The sequence below is a fragment of the Rhodococcus sp. JCM 9793 genome, from assembly GCF_055380405.1.
Genome location: NZ_AP043721.1, coordinates 731583 through 752102, shown reverse-complemented (window position 1 = coordinate 752102; position 20520 = coordinate 731583). Strand labels below are relative to the sequence as shown.

The following is a 20520-nucleotide window of genomic DNA, read 5'->3' as shown; positions in this document are numbered from 1 at the left end:
CTGAAGCCCATGTGGGCAACAGAGGAATTCGGGCTGACCCTGCACCACGACACCACGTCGACCGGGTACACCGTGCCCGAGCTGATCGAACCCGGCCTGCGCCGCAATCCGCGGCGCGCACACCTGTTGGTCTCGACGGTGCTCGGCAAGCACCTGCCCACCGACCCCGCGGTGGTGCTGGCCGCGGGCCACCGTCTCGGACAGCTCGTCGCGGAGACCCTCGGGCCGGACATCGCCGACGCGGTGGTTCTCGGGTTCGCCGAGACCGCAACAGGACTGGGTCATTGCGTCGCCGAGAGTATCGGCGCCGCGTGCTATCTGCACTCCACGCGACGGCACGTGCCCGGTGCCGATGTCTTCGCCGGCTTCGAGGAAGGCCACTCGCACGCGACGTCGCACCTGCTGCAACCCACGTCGCCCGAACTCTTCGCAAACCCGGCGCCGCTGGTGCTCGTGGACGACGAGATCTCCACCGGCGCCACCGCGCTCGACGCGATCCGGGCCCTCCACCGGCAGCAGCCGCGGACACACTACGTCGTGGCATCCCTGGTCGACATGCGTTCGGATGAGCATCGACTGCTCACCGCTACCGCCGTCGACGAACTCGGCGCCCGCATCGACCACGTGAGTCTCGCCGGCGGACACACCGAGATCCCCGACGGGCTGACCGCACGCGTCACGGCACTCCCGGATCCGGAACTGAATCCCGTTGCACGGCAGCGGGGAGAGGTCCGATTCGTGATGCTACCGTGGCCCGACCATGTCCCCGACGGTGGCCGCCACGGGGTGCTGAACTCCGATGTCGCAGGTTTCGATGCCGCCGTCGAGGCCGCCGTCGACGCACTTGCGGACGTACGCGATGCCGCACGTCCGGCGATCGTCATCGGCCACGAGGAACTGATGTACCTGCCGCTGCGACTCGCGGACGCGCTCGCCTCCCGAGGAACACCGGCACGGTTCCAGACCACGACCCGGTCCCCGGCGTACGTCCTCGACGTCCCCGGATACCCCTTGCAGCGCGGATTCACCTTTGCGGCACCGGAATACATCGCAGCCGAGCTCGAGCCCGAGACGCCCAGATTCCTGTACAACGCGCAGTGGACCGGTATGGACACCCGACCCGAGTTGATCCTGACGATCGACAGCCCGGCCGACACCGACCGCTTGCGCGCACCCGGAGGCGTGCTGGACGTCCTCACGGCCGCAGGGGAGGACGTCCTCGTCGCCGTCGTACCGTCCACGAACCCGGTGACACTGCGCGAATCCAGGGCACACCGCCCCAGGGAGGAAAACAAGTGACCACACCGTTGACCGGACCCGAGTTCGGATCGTATGCAGCCGACGAAGTGCGCTGGCTCCTCAAAGACCTCTCACACCTCGACCTCGAAGGCGGCATCGCCGAGCGCGAAGCCCGGATCCAGGCCGGTCTCGCGCACTACGCGGAGTCTCTCCCCGTCGAATACCAACCCGACGCCGCCTACCGGGAACTGTTCGACAAGGCCCTCGCCACCACCGCGCCCCGCCTCGCGCAGGCCGTCGGCACCGTCACCGAGTTGCTGCTCGCCGAACGCGGCACCGATCTCACGCTCGTGTCGCTGGCGCGCGCCGGCACCCCGATCGGGATCCTGATCCGACGCTGGGCCCAGCAACACCACGACCTCGATCTCCCGCACTACGCGGTCTCGATAGTGCGCGGACGCGGAATCGACAGGGCAGCACTCGATTACATAACGGACCACCACGACCCGAAATCCGTGGTGTTCGTCGACGGCTGGACCGGCAAGGGCGCCATCGCACGGGAACTCGCGGCAGCGCTCGCCGAATACAGCGCCTCCGGCGGACCCACCCTGTCGAGTGATCTCGCAGTGCTCGCCGACCCGGGGCACTGCGTACGCACGTACGGCACACGCGACGATTTCCTCATCGCGTCGGCCTGCCTGAACTCGACTGTGTCGGGTCTCGTGTCGCGCACCGTCCTCAACGACGACTTCATCGCACCGGGCGAGTTCCACGGCGCCAAGTTCTACTCCGAACTCGCCGCCGACGATGTCTCCGGAGTCCTCCTCGATACCGTGGCAGCCGAATTCGGTGATCGCCGTACCGCCGTCGCGCAGGCCCGGAAGGTCCTCGACTCCGACCGCGAACCCACATGGGCCGGTTGGGAATCGGTCGAGAAGATCCGTATCCGATTCGGCATCTCGAGCGTCAACTTCGTCAAACCCGGCGTCGGTGAAACCACCCGTGTGCTCCTGCGCCGCGTGCCGTGGAAGGTGCTCGTGCACGACATCCACGCCGACGAACACGCGCACATCCGGATGCTCGCCGCAGCCCGCGATGTTCCCGTCGTGGAAGTGCCCGACCTCGCCTATTCGTGCATGGGCCTGATCAAGGACATGCCTTGACGAATTCTCCGACCTCCCCGGCCACCGCACTCATCGCCACCGATCTCGACCGCACGATGATCTACTCGCGCGGCGCGATGGGTGAGACCCGGTTCGCCGAGGGTGAGCTCCTGTGTGTCGAGTACTACGAGGGCGCGCCGCTGTCGTATGTGTCCGAGGGCGGCGCACGCAGGTTGCGCGACCTCGCCGCGGCGCACCCCGTGGTACCCACCACGACCCGCACTCCCGAGCAGTTCAACCGGATCGACCTGCCCGGTGGGCCGTGGCCGTACGCGATCACGAGCAACGGGGGCGCGATCCTCGTGGACGGCCAGGCCGATATGAGCTGGCGACGCGGCATCGACGCCACCGTGCGCTCTGCCTCCGCGAGCCTCGACGAGGTCACCACCGAACTGCGGCGACGGATCTCGACCGAGTGGGTGTCGAAGTTCCGGATCGCCGAAGACCTGTTCTGCTATCTGGTCGTCGACGTCGACGCACAGCCCCGCGACTTCATGAGCGAGTGGAGCGCGTGGTGCATCGACCACGGATGGAACGCCTCGCAGCAGGGCCGCAAGGTCTATTCGATGCCCGATCCCGTGTGCAAGAGCCGCGCGGTCGCGGAAGTACACCGACGACTGACCGACGCGGGCCTACTCGCTCCGGGCTCCCCGGTGTTCGCGGCCGGCGACGGGGCGCTCGACGCCGAGATGCTTGCGGCCGCCGACGCAGCTATCCGCCCGCGACACGGCGAACTCGAGTCCATCGACTGGCAGCATCCGACGCTCACCATCACGGAACACACAGGCATCGCGGCCGGTGAGGAAATCCTCGACTGGTTCACCCGCTCCGCTTCCCTACCGGTGGCTTCGTAGAGTTGATACCCACCGTCCACCTATCGCCGACACAGTGAGGTCTTCGATTTGTCCAGCTCGCTCGCCAAAGGCCAGAACGGCCCCCTCAGCGCACACGACGTCGTCATTTCCCTGGAGCTGACGACACCGGCAGATCTGTCTGCACTGCTGGTCAAGTCCGACGGCAAAGTACGGTCCGACGCCGACTTCGTGTTCTTCAACCAGCCCACGGGCCCCGGTGTGAACCTCGTGCCCGGCGCACCCGGGCAGGCCGCGTCGCTGGCAGTGTCGCTGGGTGCGGTGCCGGCCGACATCGAGCAGGTGCGCGCGGTCATCACGCTCGACGACGCGTCGAGCAACTTCGGACGCTTCGCTCCACCCACGGCGCGAGTGTCCGACGCGAACGGCACCGTGCTGTACGAGTACCGGGTCGAGGGTCTGAGCAGCGAGTCCATCGTGATCGCCCTCGAGCTGTACCGCCGCCAGGGAGCCTGGAAGGTTCGGGCGGTCGGGCAGGGATATGCCGGCGGGTTCGCGGCGCTCGTGACCGATCACGGCGTCTCCGTCGACGATGCACCGGCACCGGCCGCCCCCGCCGCGCCGCCTGCGCCGCCCCAGCCTGTTGTGCCACCCCAGCCTGTTGCCCCACCGCCGCCCGCGCAACAGTTCAACCAGGCGCCGGCCGGCCCGCCCGAGGTGAACCTGACGAAGAGCCGCCCCGTCAGCCTGGTGAAGGGCCAGAAGGTCACGCTCCGCAAGGACGGCGGTGTCGCGCTCACGTTCCTGCGGATGGGCCTCGGCTGGGATCCGATCAAGAAGAGTGGCCTGTTCGGCAACCGCTCCGCCAACGTCGACCTCGACGCGTCGGCTGTGCTGTTCGCCGACCAGAACATCGTCGACGTCGCGTACTACGGGCAGCTGACGTCGAAGGACGGGTCTGTCCAGCATCAGGGCGACAACCTGACCGGTGAGGGCGCAGGCGACGACGAGGTCGTCCTCGTCGACCTCACGCGTATCCCCCCGCACATCAACACCGTGATGTTCGTCGTCACCTCGTACAAGGGCCACACGTTCGAGCAGATCCAGAACGCCTTCTGCCGACTCGTCGACGGCACCACCAACGACGAGCTCGCCCGCTACACGCTGCAGGGTGGCATGCCGTTCACCGGCATGGTGATGGCGAAGGTGTACCGCCAGGGCAGCGAATGGAAGCTGCAGGCCATCGGTGAAGGCATCCAGGCCAAACACCCGGGCGAAGCTGCACCACAGCTCGGCCGTTTCTTGGTGTCGTAACCGTGAACGGAGTGTTCTCACCGGGGCAGAACGCTCCGCTGACGGCTCAGACCGTCCGCTTCACGACTTCGGCCGCAGTACCGGTCGACCTGTGCGCATTCGTCGTCGACGACCGCCTGCAAGTCGCGTCGTCGGACGACGTGGTGTTCTACAACCAGCCTCGGACGCAGGGTGTTCGACTCGACGGCGACGCGATCGTCGTCGAATTGGCCGCCCTGCGCACCGGCGTTCGCGTGTTGTGCGCGGTGGGAACGGATTCTGTCGTCTCCGTCTCCACCTCGCTGACAGATCCGTCGGGTGCACCGCTCGCGGCATTCGAGGTGGAGCCGTCCGGCGCCGAAACCGCACTGTTGTGCTGGGAGATCTACCCGCACAACGGAAACTGGAAGCTTCGGGCACTCGGCCAGGGCTATGCGGGCGGCTTCGGCGAGATGTTCGCTGCACACGGCGTCGAGGTCGACGACGACCCTGTGCTGGTGGAGCAGCAGCAGCCCGCGACGATACCGAGCGATCTCACACCGTCCTTCGAGTGGTTGTGGAAGATCTTCGAGGACGCCGCCCGATCCGCGACGGCCTACCTGTCGGCGCACGAATACGCACAGCACCGTCTCGACGATGAGCTGTCCGCAGCCGTCGCCGACCCCGCGACCCGCACCGGCCCGGCAGCCGACGCCGCACGCGCTCGCGCACACCAGCGGTGCGAGGAACTCAACGCTGCCGCGGAGCAACGACATCGCGACGACACCGCGCGGCTCACCGACGAACTCCGCGCGATCGACAACCAACTGCCTGCATCGTTGGCGACATGGGCATCTCCCGTCTGGAACACCCTGCGCACACCGAGCGACGGAATCCGAGTCGGGGAACTGTCGTCTCCCGAGCGCGGGCCTCTTCGGGTGCCGCTCTGTGTGCCGTTGCCGATGCGCCGGCCGTTGTGGATCGACAGCCGCGACTCGGAGATGCAGCAGGACTCGGCGACACAGCAGGTCGTCACCGCACTCGCATTGCGCCTGCTCGCCGCGCAACCCGGTACGCGCATCGACATCGTCGATCCTTCCGGAGCGCTCACCGAACTACGGTCGCTGACTACTCCAGTATTTGCCGGCCCTCCCGTCCTCGACACCAGCGGCGTCTCAGCGAAGTTGAAGGGGTTGGCCGACAGCGCGGAGCTGACGACCCTCGCGATGTCCACTGATCCCACTGCGGCACAAGTGGAACCGCGCGTCCTCGTACTCGCCGGCGTACCCCACGGGTACAACAGCGACGATCTCATGCAGGTCGTCCGTCTCACCCGACTTCCCGGCGCGCAGCACATCTCGATCGTGATTGCCGGCGCAGCCGACACGGTGGTGGACGATACGGCGTTTCAGATTCTGTTCGAGCAATCCCAACATCTGCCGACGACGGACGAGGGGCATTTCTCCGACCCGTGGACGGGAAACGACTGGACCTTCACGCCCGAAATTCTTCCTGCCGATGCCGTCCTGCTGCAGCGGGTGGTCTCCACTCTCGGGGCTGTCTGACCACTCAACGGGCAGCTTCGATCTTCCGTCATCTGCACGCAACCCTCTGTATCGCAAGCCGCAGTGTGCGCGACGTTGACTGAACCTATGACAGAGACGTCCCGGATCGCAGAACACCCCCGCCCCACCCACACGCTCGTCCAGATCAGCGACACGCACTTCACCGCTGGGTCCGCGCCGCTGCACGGAGTCGTGGATTGCGAGCAGAAACTCTGCGACGTCCTCGACACCCTCACCGCCACCGGCGTTCCCGTCGATGCGCTGCTGCTGACCGGCGACCTGACGGACGCCGGTGATCCCGGGGCGTACCGACGCCTGCGGGAGCTGGTGGAGCCCACCGCCGCAGCCCTCGGCGCGCCGGTGTTGTGGGCGATGGGCAACCACGACGGCCGCGCCGCGTTCCGGGTGAATCTCCTCGACGCCGAGCCCACCACCGAACCGATCGACGTGGTGCACGACGTGAACGGCCTGCGCGTCATCTGCCTCGACTCCAGCATCCCCGGCGAGTCCCGCGGCGAGGTCACCGCCGAGCAGGCGCAGTGGCTTGCCGACGAACTGTCCGTTCCTGCCGAGCACGGCACGATCCTCGTGATCCATCACCCGCCGCTTCCGGTGACGTCCGAACGGGCAGTGCTGTGGGAATTGTGCGAGCAGTGGCGCCTCGCCGAAGCCGTGTGCGGCACGGATGTGCGCGCGATCGTATCGGGCCACCTGCACTACACGGTGTCCGGGATGTTCGCCGGCATTCCGGTGTCCACCGCGACCTCCGTCGCGTACTCGGGAGACCTGTCGGCGCCGGCCGACGCTCAGCGCGGTGCCGACGGTGGGGGCGGGTACAACCTCATCCAGGTCTACGACGAGACCGTTCTGCACACCGCGGTGCCATTGCTGGGCGAGTTCGCGACGGTCGGACCGGTGCTCACACGCGACGACATCGCAGCCGAGATCGAGCGCAAGGGCGTACGCGAGCGCGAGCGCGAATCGGTCTAGAACACGATCCCGAAATCCCGAACCTTGCGGTAGATCGTCGCGCGCGACATCCCCAGCGAGCGTGCAGCAGCAGCCTTGTCGCCACCATGGAGTGCCAGCGCATCTACGACGGCATCTCGTTCGAGCGCCTCGAGTTGGGTGAGATTGCGGCGCGTCGTCGCGCGACATTCCGGCGGAAGATCCTGCGGTTCGATGACTCCCGAACGCCGTCGGCGGCCGATCTCGTCGAGGATCAGGCGTAAGTGTGCGACGTTGCCGCGCCAGGAAAGCCGCATGAGCTGGTTCGACGCGGCCACCGACATCGACACCTTCCCGTCCGTGACCTTCTCGAGGAGGTGCGCCACCAGTTCGGGGACGTCTTCGAGATGGTGTCGCAACGGCGGAACGACGATGGTCTTGGGGAACAACCGCAGGATCGGGTGGGTGTCCGGCACGCCGTGCGACAGGTGCATCGACAGCGCGACCCACGGCTCGTCGGACGGAGAGTCCAAACTGACGGTCTGGAGCAGTTCGCTCAGCGCACTGAGGCCATCGCTGTCCAGGACGTGTGCGTGCAGCACGGCGACATCGGACCCGGTGTCGAGTGCAGACGCGACCCGCTCCAGCAGTTCGACGACGTCGAGCGCCGCAGCATCGAGCACCGCGAAGTCGTGACCATCGCGCACGTGTGCGTGCGCGGCGCGCAGCAGCGCGGTCTTGCCCACACCCGGCTCACCGTCGAGCACGAGCCATTCGCGGCGCGTACAGACGTCGACGACGCTACGCACCGTGTGCCTCCACTGGGCACTCGAACCGACGATCGAACGCAGCGCAAGCGGCCGCCCCACGTCGAAGGCGTGGGCTTTCTCGACCTGTTCCCGGACCCGGACGATGCCGCCGGCGAGCCGCCCGTCGACGAAGGTCGGTTGGTAGGACAGCCGCGCCGTGATGCCGCTCGGGAGGTCGGCGAGGATGGTGAACGCCTCTGTCCTGCCCCGAGAATCGCGAGTGCGATCGATGATCGCGGCCTGATCGCGAGAATCGAATTTCTGCTGGGTGTGTGCGTTCATCATGAGGACTTCGTCGCCGACCGCGATGACCGGTCGGCTCGAACGCTGACACGCCGCGTGATAATCGCGTAACAGCGCGCGGTCCAGTTCGTCCGTTTCGGCGAGAATTCTGTCCTTTATCCGGGACGCTGCGAGCTTCGCGAACGACAACAGAAGCGCATTCGTATTGCGCTCCAGAGTGGTCAGGTCGACGAGGCCGAGGAGAGCCCCCGTGACCGGATGGGTCACCAAAGCCCCTGCACAGGAGAACTTCCGGAGGAGTCCGTTGTAGTGCTCGTCGCCGCGGATCAGCAACGGTGCGCCCACCTCGAGAGCGGTACCGATACCGTTGGTGCCCACTTCCGATTCGGCGTACCGGAAACCCGGTGCGAGATCGACGCGGTCGAGCGTGGACGCCAGCTCACGATCCCCCGTATAGCGCTGGAGCACCGTTCCGGTCGCATCGGTGAGGATCAGCGAGACCGGTTCACTCTCGATCTCGGCAGCCATCTCTGCCAGCACCGGGCGCGCGGCACGTGCGAGGACGGTATCCGCGGGCAGTTTCTCGACGTAGGCCGCATTCGGCCGATCCATATCGACGTTGGCCTCCCGCGAGCGCGACCAGGACACGCGCAACCAGTTGCGGACCTGACGGCCGTCCACCGGGTGGGTGGTCGGGTGGTCCCGAGCAGGAGCTTCACGGGCTCCGGGCGCGGACAGGTCGTCCGGGAAGGCGCGCAGATCGTATGCACTCACCGAGGGTCTCCGGGTCGTCGCAATGCCTCTGTTCGAATTCATCGACTCCGAACTCTAGTCACTCATCCTGTGATGCACGTCTCACATTGAGACAGATTGCCTGTTTGTCGGGGGGTTGTATCTCAATCCACACCCCGAAGTTCCGACGGCCGGACTCACCGGCTCCTACCAGGAGGCGTCACCTTGAGCAGGCAGAGCTTGACGAAAGCACATGCGAAGATCACCGAACTGTCGTGGGAACCGACATTCGCGACTCCCGCGACACGATTCGGCACGGACTACACGTTCGAGAAGGCCCCGAAGAAGGACCCACTCAAGCAGATCATGCGGTCGTACTTCCCGATGGAAGAGGAGAAGGACAACCGCGTCTACGGCGCGATGGACGGCGCGATCCGCGGCAACATGTTCCGTCAGGTCCAGGAACGCTGGCTGGAATGGCAGAAGCTGTTCCTGTCGATCATTCCGTTTCCCGAAATCTCGGCGGCGCGCGCGATGCCGATGGCTATCGACGCCGTACCGAACCCGGAGATCCACAATGGGCTCGCGGTGCAGATGATCGACGAGGTTCGTCACTCCACGATCCAGATGAACCTCAAGAAGCTGTACATGAACAATTACATCGACCCCGCCGGGTTCGACATCACCGAAAAGGCGTTCTCGAACAACTACGCGGGCACGATCGGCCGGCAATTCGGTGAAGGCTTCATCACCGGCGACGCGATCACCGCCGCCAACATCTACCTGACCGTCGTCGCGGAGACCGCGTTCACCAACACCCTGTTCGTGGCCATGCCCGATGAAGCTGCAGCCAACGGCGACTACCTGTTGCCGACGGTGTTCCACTCGGTGCAGTCCGACGAATCCCGCCACATCTCCAACGGCTACTCGATCCTGCTCATGGCGTTGGCCGACGAGCAGAACCGGCCGCTGCTCGAGCGCGACCTGCGGTACGCGTGGTGGAACAACCACTGCGTCGTCGATGCCGCGATCGGTACGTTCATCGAGTACGGCACGAAGGACCGCCGCAAGGATCGAGAGAGCTACGCCGAGATGTGGCGACGGTGGATCTACGACGACTACTACCGCAGCTACCTGTTGCCGCTCGAGAAGTACGGTCTGACGATCCCGCACGACCTGGTCGAGGAGGCGTGGAAGCGGATCACCGAGAAGAGCTACGTGCACGAGGTCGCACGGTTCTTCGCGACCGGCTGGCCCGTGAACTACTGGCGGATCGACGCGATGACCGACGCCGACTTCGAATGGTTCGAAGACAAGTACCCGGGCTGGTACTCGAAGTTCGGCAAGTGGTGGGAGAACTACAACCGCCTCGCCTACCCGGGCCGGAACAAGCCGATCGCGTTCGAGGAAGTCGGCTACCAGTACCCGCACCGCTGCTGGACGTGCATGGTGCCGGCCCTGGTCCGTGAGGACATGGTGGTCGAGAAGGTCGACGGACAGTGGCGCACCTACTGCTCGGAGCCGTGCTACTGGACCGACGCGGTCGCGTTCCGCGGTGAGTACGAGGGCCGGGAGACACCGAACATGGGTCGACTCACCGGGTTCCGCGAGTGGGAGACCCTCCACCACGACAAGGATCTCGCCGACATCGTCTCGGATCTCGGCTATGTGCGCGACGACGGCAAGACTCTCATCGGGCAACCGCACCTCGATTTGAACCCGAAGAAGATGTGGACCCTCGACGACGTGCGGGGGAACACCTTCCAGAGTCCGAACGTGTTGTTGAACCAGATGTCCGACGCACAGCGGGCAGCGCACATCGCGGAGTACCGCGCAGGCGCGACACCGCTGTAACCGAACGCGCGTGGGCGGCGCCGGCTGTAGCACCGCGCTCCCGGCGCCGCCCACCGCACCCATCGGCGGCGCGACACCGCCACCCCACGCACTCTTTCCGGAGAACAGGAGGTCCGTCGTGGCCGACACCCACCGCATCCACTTCGAACCCGTCGACATCGAGATGGAAGTCACCGAGGACGAGAAGATCCTCGATGCGGCTTTCCGCCAGGGCATCCATCTGATGCACGGCTGCCGCGAGGGACAGTGTTCGGCCTGCAAATCGTACGTTCTCGACGGCGACATCCAGATGGAGCGCTACTCGACGTTCGCATGCAACGATTCGGAGGTCGAGGAAGGGTATGTGCTGCTGTGCCGGGCGCATTCCTTCAGTGATTGCACCATCGAACTGCTCAATTACGACGAGGATGAACTTCTCGGCGGCATACCCATCCAGAACGTCCGCACCACGGTGCGCGCAATCGAACCCGTCACCCGCGACATCGTGTCGCTGCGACTCGAGGCGGTCGAGCCGAATACGTTCGAGTTCAAACCCGGTCAATACTCCGACCTGACAATTCCCGGCACCGAGGAGCACCGGTCGTTCTCGATGGCGACCACACAGTCGACCCCCGGACAGATCGAGTTCCTCATCAAGAAGTATCCGGGCGGCAAGTTCTCCGGAATGCTCGGCGGAGAAGACCCACAGCAGGGCATCGCGGTGGGTGACGACCTCGCGCTCACCGGCCCGTACGGGTCGTTCACGCTCAAGGACGGGCACGTGTTGCCCGTCGTGTGCATCGGTGGTGGCGCGGGAATGGCCCCGATCCTGTCGCTGCTCCGGCACATGACCGAAACCGGGAACACCCGGCCCGTCCGGTTCTACTACGGTGCCCGCACCGGTGCGGATCTGTTCTATATCGACGAGATTCTCGAGCTCGGTAAAGGACTGCGCGACTTCGTATTCGTGCCATGTCTGTCGGAATCATCCGATTCGTTGCCACCGACACTGTCCGAGATCGAGACCGGGATGGTCACCGACGTCGTCGACCGGCGCGAGGACGAACTGCACCGGTGCGAGGTGTATCTGTGCGGCCCGCCGCCGATGGTCGACGCCGCGCTCGAACTCCTCGACAGCCGCACTGTCCCGAAAGACCAGATCTTCTACGACAAGTTCACCAGTCCCGCCTTCGATTGATTCCCTTCAACGACAGGAGCACAGCGAGATGACTGCAACGGCAGAGCCGCAGCGGCGCAGCTTTCCACGGATCGAATTCACTGATGCCGAGGCCGGCGCCCTCGAGTTCCCGAGTTCGAAGAGCCGTACGTACAACTACTACAAGCCCGCCAAACTGCGCGCGACGACGTACGAGGACGTCACCGTCGATGTGCAACCCGACCCCGACCGGCATCTGTCGCAGGGCTGGATCTACGGCTTCGGCGACGGTCCCGGCGGATATCCGAAGGAATGGACCGCCGCGAAATCATCCGACTGGCACACATTCCGGGATCCGAACGAAGAATGGGACCAGACGATCTTCCGCAACAACGCGGCGATCGTGCGACAGGTGGATCTGTGCCTGAAGAACGCGAAACGTGCCCGGGCCTACGACGGCTGGAACGCGCCGTGGCTCAACTTCATCGAGCGGAATCTGGGCGCCTGGATGCACGCCGAGAACGGCCTTGCGCTGCACGTGTTCACGTCGATCCAGCGGTCCGGGCCGAGCAACATGATCAATACGGCGGTTGCCGTCAACGCTGCGCACAAGATGCGGTTCGCGCAGGACCTCGCACTGTTCAACCTCGATCTTTCCGAATCGGGGGCAGAGTTCGACGGTTCCGCACACAAGCAGGTGTGGCAGTCGGCGCCCGAGTGGCAACCCACGCGTGAGGTCGTCGAACGGCTCACCGCCGTTCCGGACTGGTGCGAGCTACTGTTCGCAACCAACATCGTGTTCGAGCAGCTCGTCGGATCGTTGTTCCGCAGCGAACTGATCATGCAGATCGCGGCCCGCAACGGCGACTACATCACCCCGACGATCGTGGGCACGGGCGAACACGACTACGACCGCGATCTGTCGTACTCGCGCAACCTGTTCCAGCTGCTGACCCGCGACGAGGAGCACGGCGAGGCAAACAAGGCACTGTTCGCCACCTGGCTCGAAACATGGGTACCCCGGTGCCTCGACGCAGCACGAGCGCTGCAGCCCATCTGGTCGCAACCCGCAGACCGGGCAGTCACGTTCACCACGAGCCTCGAGGCCGCTGAAGACAAATTCCGTTCCCTGCTCGACGACATCGGGCTCGACACACCGAAGGAGCTGGACCGATGAGCATGAATTTCGGATCCGCCACCGAGTTCTCCAACAAGTGCGGTGTCACGTTGATGAACACGCCGATCGGTCGTGTCGTCGCCGATGTCATGGGCACCAAGGACGGTGTGGAGCTGACGGAGTATCCGTCGATGATCCGCGTCGACGGCACGAAGTTGCTCGAATTCGACTACGACGAACTCACCGACGCTCTCGGCTCCGAGTTCGACGGATCGGTGTTCGAGGAGATCAGCTCGACCCACTACGGACGCATGGTACATCTCGACGACAAGACGATGCTCTTCGCCAGCCCCGAAGACGCCGCCGAGTACATCGGTTTCGACCTCACCGTGCACTGACGGTACCGACTGCATGACCAACAGCCCCCTGCAGTTCCCGACAATCGAGCGAGGCACAAGATGTACAAGAAGGACGGTCAAGAGTACTTCATCGTCGATGCCCACATTCACCTCTGGGACGCAAGCGAACCCAACCTGAAGAACATCCACGGCAAGCAGTTCATCGATTGTTTCTACGACTACCACCGAAACCTCAGCCCCGAAGAAGAGGTGTGGGATTACGATCTCTACACCAAATACAGTGCCGACAGGCTCATGAAGGACGTCTTCGAGGATGGCTACGCAGATCATGCGATCTTCCAGGCCACTCTGCTGAACGACTTCTACCACAACGGCTTCGGACGTACCGAAGAGTCGTTCGCGTTGGCGCAGAAGCATCCCGACAAGCTCACCTACAACCACGCGTACGATCCGCGGAACGAGAAGGCCGGACTCGAACAGCTTCGGCGTGACGCGGAGCGGATGAACCTGCAGGGCGTGAAGCTGTATACGGCCGAATGGTTCGGTGATTCACGCGGATACAAGCTCGACGACAAGTGGTCCCGGCGCTACCTCGAAGAGTGCATCGAGTTGGGCATCGAGAACGTCCATGTCCACAAGGGCCCCACGATCCGGCCACTGGACAAGGATTCGTTCGACGTCGGCGACGTCGACAAGGTCGCGACCGACTACACGGATCTGAAGTTCATCGTCGAGCACGTGGGCCTGCCGCGCCTGGAAGATTTCTGCTGGATCGCCACGCAGGAGTCGAACGTGTACGGCGGTCTGGCCGTGGCTATTCCGTTCATCCATACCCGGCCTCGCTACTTCGCGCAGATCATGGGTGAACTCCTATACTGGATCGGCGAGGACAAGATCCTGTTCTCGAGTGACTACGCGCTGTGGACACCGAGATGGCTGATCGAGAAGTTCGTGGACTTCCAGATCCCCGAGGACATGACCGAATACGCACCGATCACCCTCGAGCAGAAGAAGAAGATCCTCGGTCTCAATGCAGCGGCGCTGTACGACATCGACGTACCGAAACACCTCCGGCTCGACGAGCCGGCGGGGCAGAGCGGAGTCGAGGTCGCCGCGGGAGCGAAGGAAGCTGTGGCGTCATGATTCGGGTCGGCGTCACGGTGGACGAGGTCATGGAGGCACTCGCAACTGTCGTCGACCCCGAGCTCGACGAGCCGATCACCGACCTGGGCTTCGTCCGGTCGGTGATCCTCGACGATCGCGGAGTGACGATACATCTGCGCCTTCCCACCTCGTTCTGTTCACCGAACTTCGCATATCTCATGGCTTCCGACGCACAGGATGCCCTGCGTCTGATGCCCGAAGCAGGTGAGGTCCGGATCCTGCTCGACGACCATCACGACAGTGACAAGATCAATGCGGGTCTCGCCGCGGATGCCGGATACCGCGGTACGTTCGGTGTGGAGGCCGGCGACAGCCTCGACGACCTCCGTCGGATCTTCCGCCGCAAGGCGCACACCGCTGCGATGGAACGCTGCATCGAGAAACTGTTGAAGCAGACGGGTCTCGAGGTCGACGACATCTTCGCGCTGACGTTGAGCGACCTTCCCAAGGGGCCCGAGAAGTCGGCGCTGCTGCGCCGGCGCATCGGCATCGGGTTGAGCGTCTGCCCCGCCGGACGTGTCTTCGTCGACGACGACGGAAAACCCGTCCCCCGCGACGCTGTGCCCATGCGGTTGCGCTTCGCCAAGTCGGTCCGGATCTCGATGGAGGGCAATTCGCATTTCTGCCGCGGACTGCTCGCCACCCGGTACGGCGACAACGATGCGTCGGTCACTCGAATTATCGATGCCCGAACAACTTCCATCACCGCCAGGAGGGTTTCATGAAGGCCGTGCAGGTCGTGGGTTACCACACCGAACTGCAGTTGACCGACGTTCCGGAGCCCGAGATCGAGAGCCCACTCGATGTCATCGTCCGCGTCGGCGGCGCCGGGGTGTGCCGCACCGACATCCACATCCTCGAAGGTCAGTGGGAGGAGAAGAGCGGCGTCGAACTGCCGTACACGATCGGTCATGAGAATGCGGGCTGGGTGCATGCCGTGGGCAGTGCCGTCACCAATGTCGCTGTGGGGGACAAGGTGATCCTGCACCCGCTCATCACGTGCGGGCAGTGTCGAGCGTGCCGTTTCGGCGACGACGTGCATTGCGAGAACAATCAGTTCCCGGGCATCGACACCAATGGCGGCTACGCAGAGTATCTGCGCACCACGGCTCGGAGCGTCGTCCGCATCGACGACTCACTCGAGCCCGCCGACGTGGCTGCGCTCGCCGACGCGGGACTGACCGCGTACCACGCGGTGGCGAAGACCGCCAAGGCTCTTCGCCCCGGCGATGTGTGCGTGATGATCGGTGCCGGCGGTCTCGGCCACATCGGAATCCAGGTGTTCGCTGCGATGTCGGCGGCGACACTGATCGTGGTGGACCGCAATCCCGACGCAGTCGCACTCGCCGGTGACATCGGCGCCGATCATGCAATCGTCACCGACGGCACGCACGTGCAGCAGGTCCTCGACCTCACGGGCGGCAAGGGTGCGGAGGCCGTCGTCGACTTCGTCGGTGAAGGCGGATCGACGAAGGAGGGTGTCGCAATGCTGCGACGGGCCGGAAACTACTACGTGGTCGGGTACGGCGAGAACATCGACATCCCCACGATCGACGTCATCTCCACCGAGATCAACTTCATCGGCAACCTCGTCGGCTCGTACAACGACCTGCAGGAACTCATGGCACTGGCTGCGCAGGGCAAGGTCACGCTGCACACCACCAAGTACCCGCTCGACCAGTTCCAACAGGCCATCGACGACCTCGACGCCGGTCTCGTCCGGGGCCGCGCAATTCTCGTTCCCTGAACCGCTCGCTCACCCACGGAGGACACGAATCATGGCAAAAGACCTGCGGTTCAACCAGGAAGCCCGGTTGCTGCTCGAGTACGGTGTCAATGCCCTCGCCGACGCCGTCAAGGTGACGCTCGGCCCCAAAGGACGTAACGCCGTGCTCGAAAAGCTCACGGGACCACCGACGATCACCAACGACGGCGTGACCATCGCCCGCGAGATCCAGTTGCGCGACCCGTTCGCGAACATGGGTGCGCAGCTGGTCAAGGAAGTCGCCATGAAGACCAACGGCAGCGTCGGGGACGGCACCACCACCGCCACCGTCCTTGCGCAGGCGATGGTGCGCGAGGGCCTGCGCGCGGTGGATGCGGGTGCCAATCCGATGCGGGTGCGGCGCGGGATCGAACGCACGGTTCCGGTTGTCGTCGACACTCTGCGCTCGAATTCGGTCACCGTGTCGGAGCAGCGAGACCTTCAGCGCATCGCAACACTGGCCGCGAGCGACGACGACGCGATCGGCGAAGTGATCGCCGAGGCCGTCGCCCATGTCGGGCGCACCGGGATCGTGACCACCGAGGAATCCGACACGCTCGGCATGTCCGTGGAGGTCGTCGACGGAATCGAGTTCGACCACGGCTACATATCCGGATACATGGTCACCGACTTCGAGCGCATGGAGTCCGTGCACGAGAACCCGGTGGTTCTGCTCACCAACAAGAAGATCTCCCAGGTGCAGGACATCATGCCGACCATCGAAGCCGCCAAGCGTGCCGACCGGCCCCTCGTCGTGTTCGCTGAGGACGTCGACGGCCCCGCATTGCAGCTGCTCGTCGGGGGCAACATGCACAAGACGATGCAGTCCGTCGTCGTGCGTGCGCCGGGGTTCGGGCACCGCCGTGTCGCTGAGCTCCAGGACCTCGCGGTCGCGCTCGGTGGACATGTCATCGCCAAGGATACCGGCGTCGAACTCTCCGAGGTGGGGCTCGAACACCTGGGCTCGTGCGACCGCATCACCGTCACCGAGAACGACACCACGATCGTCGGCGGCCACGGCGACACCGTGCTGCTGGACTCGCGGATCGGACAGCTCGAGACCCAACTCGGACGGGCACGCCTCGATGCCGACCAGGACGCCCTGCAGCTGCGTCTGGCTCGGCTCACGGGCCGTGTCGCGGTGATCAAGGTGGGCGGTGCCACGAGCGTCGAACTCAAGGAACGCATGCTGCGCGTCGAGGATGCTCTCGCCGCCACCCGTGCCGCCCTCGAGGAGGGCATCGTCGCGGGCGGGGGCACGGCGCTGGGCCAGGCACACCGTGCTCTGGCGGACCTCGACCTGCCGGGCGACGAGTCCGTCGGCCGCGACGTGGTGCGACGTGCGCTCGCCGAACCGCTGCGATGGATCGCGATCAACGCCGGCTTCGAGGGCGATCAGGTGGTCGAGGTCGTCGAAGGCCTTCCGCTCGGACATGGTTTCAATGCGCTGACCGGCAAGTACGGCGACATGTTCGACGAGGGGGTGATCGATCCGTTCAAGGTCACGCGTGCGGCGCTCGAGAGCGCGGCGTCGATCGCGGCCTTGCTGATCACGACGGAAACCGCGATCGTCGAAGAGGTCATCGGCAATCCGGGTGCGATCCACGCGCCCGGATTCGGAGACCTTGCCGAGGGCATGGTCCGGCCGTCCAACATCTACTGAGCGAGGTATCGATGATCTTCATCGTGGTGAAATTCAAGGTCCGCTCCGAGCACCAGGACGAGTGGCTCGAGACGACGAAGGCGTTCACCGAGGCGACCCGAGCCGAGCCGGGAAACCTGTGGTTCGACTGGTCGCGCAGTGTGGACGATCCTTCCGAGTTCGTTCTGGTGGAGGCGTTCCGCGACGGTGATGCCGGGGCAGCGCACGTCGGGTCCGAGCACTTCGAGAAGGGACTCGACGCGATGCGTCCGGCGCTGGCCGAGACGCCGCGCATCCTCAATATGGAGATCCCGGGCGTCGAGTGGGCCCGGATGGGTGAGCTCGAGATCGGCTGACAGGAAACAGAAACGGTGCGTACCGCCGACCGGCGGTACGCACCGTGGTGTCACGGAACCGGTTCGAGGACCGCATCCATGCTTGCAGCACCCGTGTCGGGTACGCGAGGTTGATGCCATGCCTCGATGGGGAACGAGATGTTGATCAGCGAGTAGCAGACGTGCAGCAGCCGGGTGGCGTCCTCGGGCAGGCTGTCGAGGTCGAACGTGTCGAGATACGCTGCGGCATCGGCGAGCCGGTGAATCGCCGCGTCGTAGAAGGCCTGCAGTTCGGGCATGGTGCTCTCGAGACGCCGGCCGTAGCGCTGTGCCTCGGTGGGCAGCGCCCAGTCGGCCCACGGCTCGAGGTCGGAAAATTCTGCGGGAAGCAACTGTGTCATAACGTCTTTCACTTCCTATCCGGCCGAGCTGGTCGCGGGTTGGTGAGTCTCGACGTAGTCGTCGACGATGCGCTGTGCAGACGTGTGGAGATGGCGCAGGAGAATCTCCTGATCGCACAGCGGGAATTCTTTCACCACACGGGTTTCGAGCATCTTCTGGGTCGCTTCGAGCGTGTTGGAGTCCTGGAGTGCGAATTCCTTGAACGTGACGGCAGCGATCTCCTGGCGCAAGCGGTCGGTGGCGTTGCGCGGCGGCGCCATGTACATCGTGCCTTCGAAAGTGTGGCGGTTGTACGCGGTCGGCCAATAGTGGTAGGTCAGGAACCAACCCGGCTCCCACATGACGAGCATGAAGTTCGGGAAGAACACGTAGGAGTCGAGGCCCCACGAGGGATGTCGAGCAGGGTTGAGGCCGGTGGGGAGATCGGCGAGTCCGGGGATGTCGGGTTTGTCCCACGGCCCGAAGTTGCCGCTGCGCAGGATGCGTTCTGTGGGCTTGACCATCGATGGGTCCTTCGGGGGCGCCATCCCGCCCCACGAGGAGACCATTCCGTGCGGGCCGTCCACGTCGTAGTGCAGGGCTTCGAACCCGTAGCCCTGGAGTTTCTGCGCTTCCTCCGCCACGTACTGCTTCGAGTGGAGCACGGGAGCGTGGTAGAACTCGGCGAACGCGTCGATGTAGAGCTTCCAGTTGCTTCCCACATCCGACCGGTATGTGAACCGTTGGGTGAATTCGCCGAACGGGAACCCTTCGAGGCCGGCCGCGAACTTGCCCAGGCTCTCGCGTAGCGGGTTCGTGTTCGAGTTGTCGAGGTTGACGAAGATGAACCCTTCCCACACGTCGACCTGAATGGGGGTGAGGTCGGCGGTGGATGGGTCTTCATTGATCGGGAATCCCAGTGCCGCTATCGTCCCGTCGGTGTCTTCGATGATCAGCACGGTGACCTCTGCGATCACGATGTCCTGCGTGTAGCGGTGTTCGTCATTCCGAAGTTGGTTGATACGACCGACATTGATCCACGATCGCTTGAAAATCGCCTCGCGTTCGAGCTCGTAGTGTTCGGGGCTGATCGAGTCCTCGTACGACATCGGCGCAGTGTCGATGCCGTAGTGCTCGGTCCAGCTGCCTTCCTCGGGTTTCGGAAAGTGAGACATGTACAGATCCTTCCGACAGGTAGCGCTTGTGCAATGCAATCCCTCGGGCCACACCCGATAACATGACCGGTGGTCCAATTCGACTACAACCGAAGATATGGACCGCCGGTCAACTTGTCAACGGAGGGCTCTGCGATGCTGGACGAACAACCGAGAAAAGAGCGGAGCGACGCAGCACGGAACCGCCGCGCGATCCTCGACGCCGCCGACGCCCTCCTCGCTGCCCAGGGCTCCGAGCACGTGTCGATCGACCAGATCGCGGCAGCGGCGGGCGTCGGTAAGGGGACAATCTTCCACCGGTTCGGAAGTCGCGCGGGCCTCATGAGAGAACTCGTACGCGAGCGTGCGCTGACCCTTCGCGACGCGGTGACCGACGGCGAACCCCCGCTCGGTCCGGGGGCACCCGCCCCCGAGCGGCTCCTCGCGTATTTCGACGCGATGTTCCAGCTCATCGTCGACAACGTCGAGCTCATGATCGCGTACGACAACTCCACCAGGGAAGTGCAGGAGGACGAGATCAACGTGTTCTGGGCGCGACACATCGCGACGCTTCTGGCGGAGACACGACCGGACGTCGACGCCACCGTCCTCGGCCGCCTCCTCCTCGGCGCACTCAACCCCGATGTGATCCTGCAACACATCCGGACCGGTCAGACAGAACGACTCGCCCACGCCGTGCACAGCCTCGTCGCGTCGGTCGTCGGTGAATCCGGCGTCACTCCCGGACACACATAGGTTTGCCCTATCGCTGAATGCGGCCGCAGGACTTTGTCGTCGACGTCACACCCGTGATCGACTGGGATTCCCCCG

Annotated in this window: 19 protein-coding genes; 16 read left to right on the top strand and 3 right to left on the bottom strand. The window is 64.7% G+C overall.

The features are described 5' to 3' along the window. Window positions 1-9 precede the first annotated feature (9 nt). From ACZ46K_RS05630 to ACZ46K_RS05605, 6 genes are all read left to right on the top strand, one after another. On the top strand, window positions 10-1299 hold the full coding sequence (locus ACZ46K_RS05630) for a phosphoribosyltransferase family protein (protein WP_464749242.1): 1290 nt from the start codon (window positions 10-12) through the stop codon (window positions 1297-1299). After that, window positions 1296-2402, top strand: coding sequence for a cysteine protease StiP family protein (locus tag ACZ46K_RS05625; RefSeq protein ID WP_054806574.1), 1107 nt, complete (start codon window positions 1296-1298; stop codon window positions 2400-2402). The genes ACZ46K_RS05630 and ACZ46K_RS05625 overlap by 4 nt, the downstream gene beginning before the upstream one ends. A 56-nt stretch (window positions 2403-2458) precedes the next feature. Further along, complete coding sequence (locus ACZ46K_RS05620; RefSeq protein ID WP_464749241.1) at window positions 2459-3256, top strand: HAD family hydrolase; 798 nt, start codon at window positions 2459-2461, stop codon at window positions 3254-3256. Between the two features lie 48 nt (window positions 3257-3304). After that, on the top strand, window positions 3305-4528 hold the full coding sequence (locus ACZ46K_RS05615; RefSeq protein ID WP_464747128.1) for a TerD family protein: 1224 nt from the start codon (window positions 3305-3307) through the stop codon (window positions 4526-4528). 11 nt (window positions 4529-4539) lie between these two features. Continuing rightward, window positions 4540-6051: a TerD family protein gene (locus tag ACZ46K_RS05610; RefSeq protein ID WP_464747126.1), complete on the top strand. Its 1512-nt coding sequence runs from the start codon at window positions 4540-4542 to the stop codon at window positions 6049-6051. An 87-nt stretch (window positions 6052-6138) separates the two neighbouring features. After that, window positions 6139-7041, top strand: a complete 903-nt coding sequence (locus ACZ46K_RS05605; protein ID WP_464747124.1) for a metallophosphoesterase — start codon at window positions 6139-6141, stop codon at window positions 7039-7041. Here the strand turns inward: ACZ46K_RS05605 and ACZ46K_RS05600 are convergent. Beyond that, entirely contained in the window at window positions 7038-8663 is a 1626-nt protein-coding gene (locus tag ACZ46K_RS05600; RefSeq protein WP_054810748.1) for a helix-turn-helix domain-containing protein, read from the bottom strand. The genes ACZ46K_RS05605 and ACZ46K_RS05600 overlap by 4 nt on opposite strands. Before the next feature lie 345 nt (window positions 8664-9008). On the opposite strand from ACZ46K_RS05600, the gene ACZ46K_RS05595 reads away from it, so the two are divergent. The 9 genes from ACZ46K_RS05595 to ACZ46K_RS05555 all read left to right on the top strand — a co-directional run bounded on the left by ACZ46K_RS05595 (window position 9009) and on the right by ACZ46K_RS05555 (window position 18175). Then, window positions 9009-10637: an aromatic/alkene/methane monooxygenase hydroxylase/oxygenase subunit alpha gene (locus ACZ46K_RS05595; protein WP_464747122.1), complete on the top strand. Its 1629-nt coding sequence runs from the start codon at window positions 9009-9011 to the stop codon at window positions 10635-10637. A 118-nt stretch (window positions 10638-10755) separates the two neighbouring features. Next, window positions 10756-11814, top strand: coding sequence for a 2Fe-2S iron-sulfur cluster-binding protein (locus ACZ46K_RS05590; RefSeq protein ID WP_054807222.1), 1059 nt, complete (start codon window positions 10756-10758; stop codon window positions 11812-11814). 28 nt (window positions 11815-11842) lie between these two features. Then, a complete protein-coding gene (locus ACZ46K_RS05585) occupies window positions 11843-12949 on the top strand; it encodes an aromatic/alkene monooxygenase hydroxylase subunit beta (RefSeq protein WP_464747119.1) in 1107 nt (368 codons plus the stop codon). After that, complete coding sequence (gene mimD / locus ACZ46K_RS05580; protein ID WP_054807221.1) at window positions 12946-13287, top strand: propane 2-monooxygenase effector subunit MimD; 342 nt, start codon at window positions 12946-12948, stop codon at window positions 13285-13287. The genes ACZ46K_RS05585 and mimD overlap by 4 nt, the downstream gene beginning before the upstream one ends. A gap of 60 nt (window positions 13288-13347) precedes the next feature. Next, a complete protein-coding gene (locus ACZ46K_RS05575) occupies window positions 13348-14391 on the top strand; it encodes an amidohydrolase family protein (protein ID WP_054807220.1) in 1044 nt (347 codons plus the stop codon). Next, the gene (locus tag ACZ46K_RS05570; RefSeq protein WP_054810525.1) at window positions 14388-15137 is read left to right on the top strand and encodes a metal-sulfur cluster assembly factor; all 750 of its coding nucleotides are present in this window, start codon (window positions 14388-14390) and stop codon (window positions 15135-15137) included. Before ACZ46K_RS05575 ends, ACZ46K_RS05570 begins: the two co-directional genes overlap by 4 nt. Beyond that, the gene (locus tag ACZ46K_RS05565; RefSeq protein ID WP_464747116.1) at window positions 15134-16159 is read left to right on the top strand and encodes an NAD(P)-dependent alcohol dehydrogenase; all 1026 of its coding nucleotides are present in this window, start codon (window positions 15134-15136) and stop codon (window positions 16157-16159) included. The genes ACZ46K_RS05570 and ACZ46K_RS05565 overlap by 4 nt, the downstream gene beginning before the upstream one ends. A 31-nt stretch (window positions 16160-16190) precedes the next feature. Further along, window positions 16191-17840, top strand: coding sequence for a chaperonin GroEL (gene groL / locus ACZ46K_RS05560; protein ID WP_464747113.1), 1650 nt, complete (start codon window positions 16191-16193; stop codon window positions 17838-17840). A gap of 11 nt (window positions 17841-17851) precedes the next feature. Then, window positions 17852-18175 carry a putative quinol monooxygenase gene (locus ACZ46K_RS05555; protein ID WP_054810586.1) on the top strand — a complete coding sequence of 108 codons (324 nt, stop codon included), beginning with the start codon at window positions 17852-17854 and terminating at the stop codon, window positions 18173-18175. A 50-nt stretch (window positions 18176-18225) separates the two neighbouring features. Here the strand turns inward: ACZ46K_RS05555 and ACZ46K_RS05550 are convergent, their stop codons facing one another. Together ACZ46K_RS05550 and ACZ46K_RS05545 are read right to left on the bottom strand one after the other, a co-directional pair. Next, window positions 18226-18555 (bottom strand): hypothetical protein, encoded by a 330-nt coding sequence (locus ACZ46K_RS05550; protein WP_054806504.1) that lies wholly within the window; start codon window positions 18553-18555, stop codon window positions 18226-18228. Between the two features lie 15 nt (window positions 18556-18570). Continuing rightward, window positions 18571-19710 carry an SRPBCC family protein gene (locus ACZ46K_RS05545; protein WP_464747111.1) on the bottom strand — a complete coding sequence of 380 codons (1140 nt, stop codon included), beginning with the start codon at window positions 19708-19710 and terminating at the stop codon, window positions 18571-18573. Window positions 19711-19845: 135 nt separating this feature from the next. Between ACZ46K_RS05545 and ACZ46K_RS05540 the strand changes: the two genes are divergently transcribed. Then, on the top strand, window positions 19846-20445 hold the full coding sequence (locus ACZ46K_RS05540) for a TetR/AcrR family transcriptional regulator (protein ID WP_054806507.1): 600 nt from the start codon (window positions 19846-19848) through the stop codon (window positions 20443-20445). Window positions 20446-20520: the final 75 nt, after the last annotated feature.

What these genes read in the sequence shown, in the direction of transcription:
- ACZ46K_RS05630 (WP_464749242.1), top strand. Translation starts at nt 10, where the DNA reads ATGTGGGCAACAGAGGAATTCGGGCTGACCCTGCACCACGACACCACG.
- ACZ46K_RS05620 (WP_464749241.1), top strand. Translation starts at nt 2,459, where the DNA reads ATGATCTACTCGCGCGGCGCGATGGGTGAGACCCGGTTCGCCGAGGGT.
- ACZ46K_RS05605 (WP_464747124.1), top strand. Translation starts at nt 6,139, where the DNA reads ATGACAGAGACGTCCCGGATCGCAGAACACCCCCGCCCCACCCACACG.
- ACZ46K_RS05600 (WP_054810748.1), bottom strand. Translation starts at nt 8,663, where the DNA reads ATGGATCGGCCGAATGCGGCCTACGTCGAGAAACTGCCCGCGGATACC.
- ACZ46K_RS05585 (WP_464747119.1), top strand. Translation starts at nt 11,843, where the DNA reads ATGACTGCAACGGCAGAGCCGCAGCGGCGCAGCTTTCCACGGATCGAA.
- mimD (WP_054807221.1), top strand. Translation starts at nt 12,946, where the DNA reads ATGAGCATGAATTTCGGATCCGCCACCGAGTTCTCCAACAAGTGCGGT.
- ACZ46K_RS05575 (WP_054807220.1), top strand. Translation starts at nt 13,348, where the DNA reads ATGTACAAGAAGGACGGTCAAGAGTACTTCATCGTCGATGCCCACATT.
- ACZ46K_RS05570 (WP_054810525.1), top strand. Translation starts at nt 14,388, where the DNA reads ATGATTCGGGTCGGCGTCACGGTGGACGAGGTCATGGAGGCACTCGCA.
- ACZ46K_RS05565 (WP_464747116.1), top strand. Translation starts at nt 15,134, where the DNA reads ATGAAGGCCGTGCAGGTCGTGGGTTACCACACCGAACTGCAGTTGACC.
- groL (WP_464747113.1), top strand. Translation starts at nt 16,191, where the DNA reads ATGGCAAAAGACCTGCGGTTCAACCAGGAAGCCCGGTTGCTGCTCGAG.
- ACZ46K_RS05555 (WP_054810586.1), top strand. Translation starts at nt 17,852, where the DNA reads ATGATCTTCATCGTGGTGAAATTCAAGGTCCGCTCCGAGCACCAGGAC.
- ACZ46K_RS05550 (WP_054806504.1), bottom strand. Translation starts at nt 18,555, where the DNA reads ATGACACAGTTGCTTCCCGCAGAATTTTCCGACCTCGAGCCGTGGGCC.
- ACZ46K_RS05545 (WP_464747111.1), bottom strand. Translation starts at nt 19,710, where the DNA reads ATGTCTCACTTTCCGAAACCCGAGGAAGGCAGCTGGACCGAGCACTAC.
- ACZ46K_RS05540 (WP_054806507.1), top strand. Translation starts at nt 19,846, where the DNA reads ATGCTGGACGAACAACCGAGAAAAGAGCGGAGCGACGCAGCACGGAAC.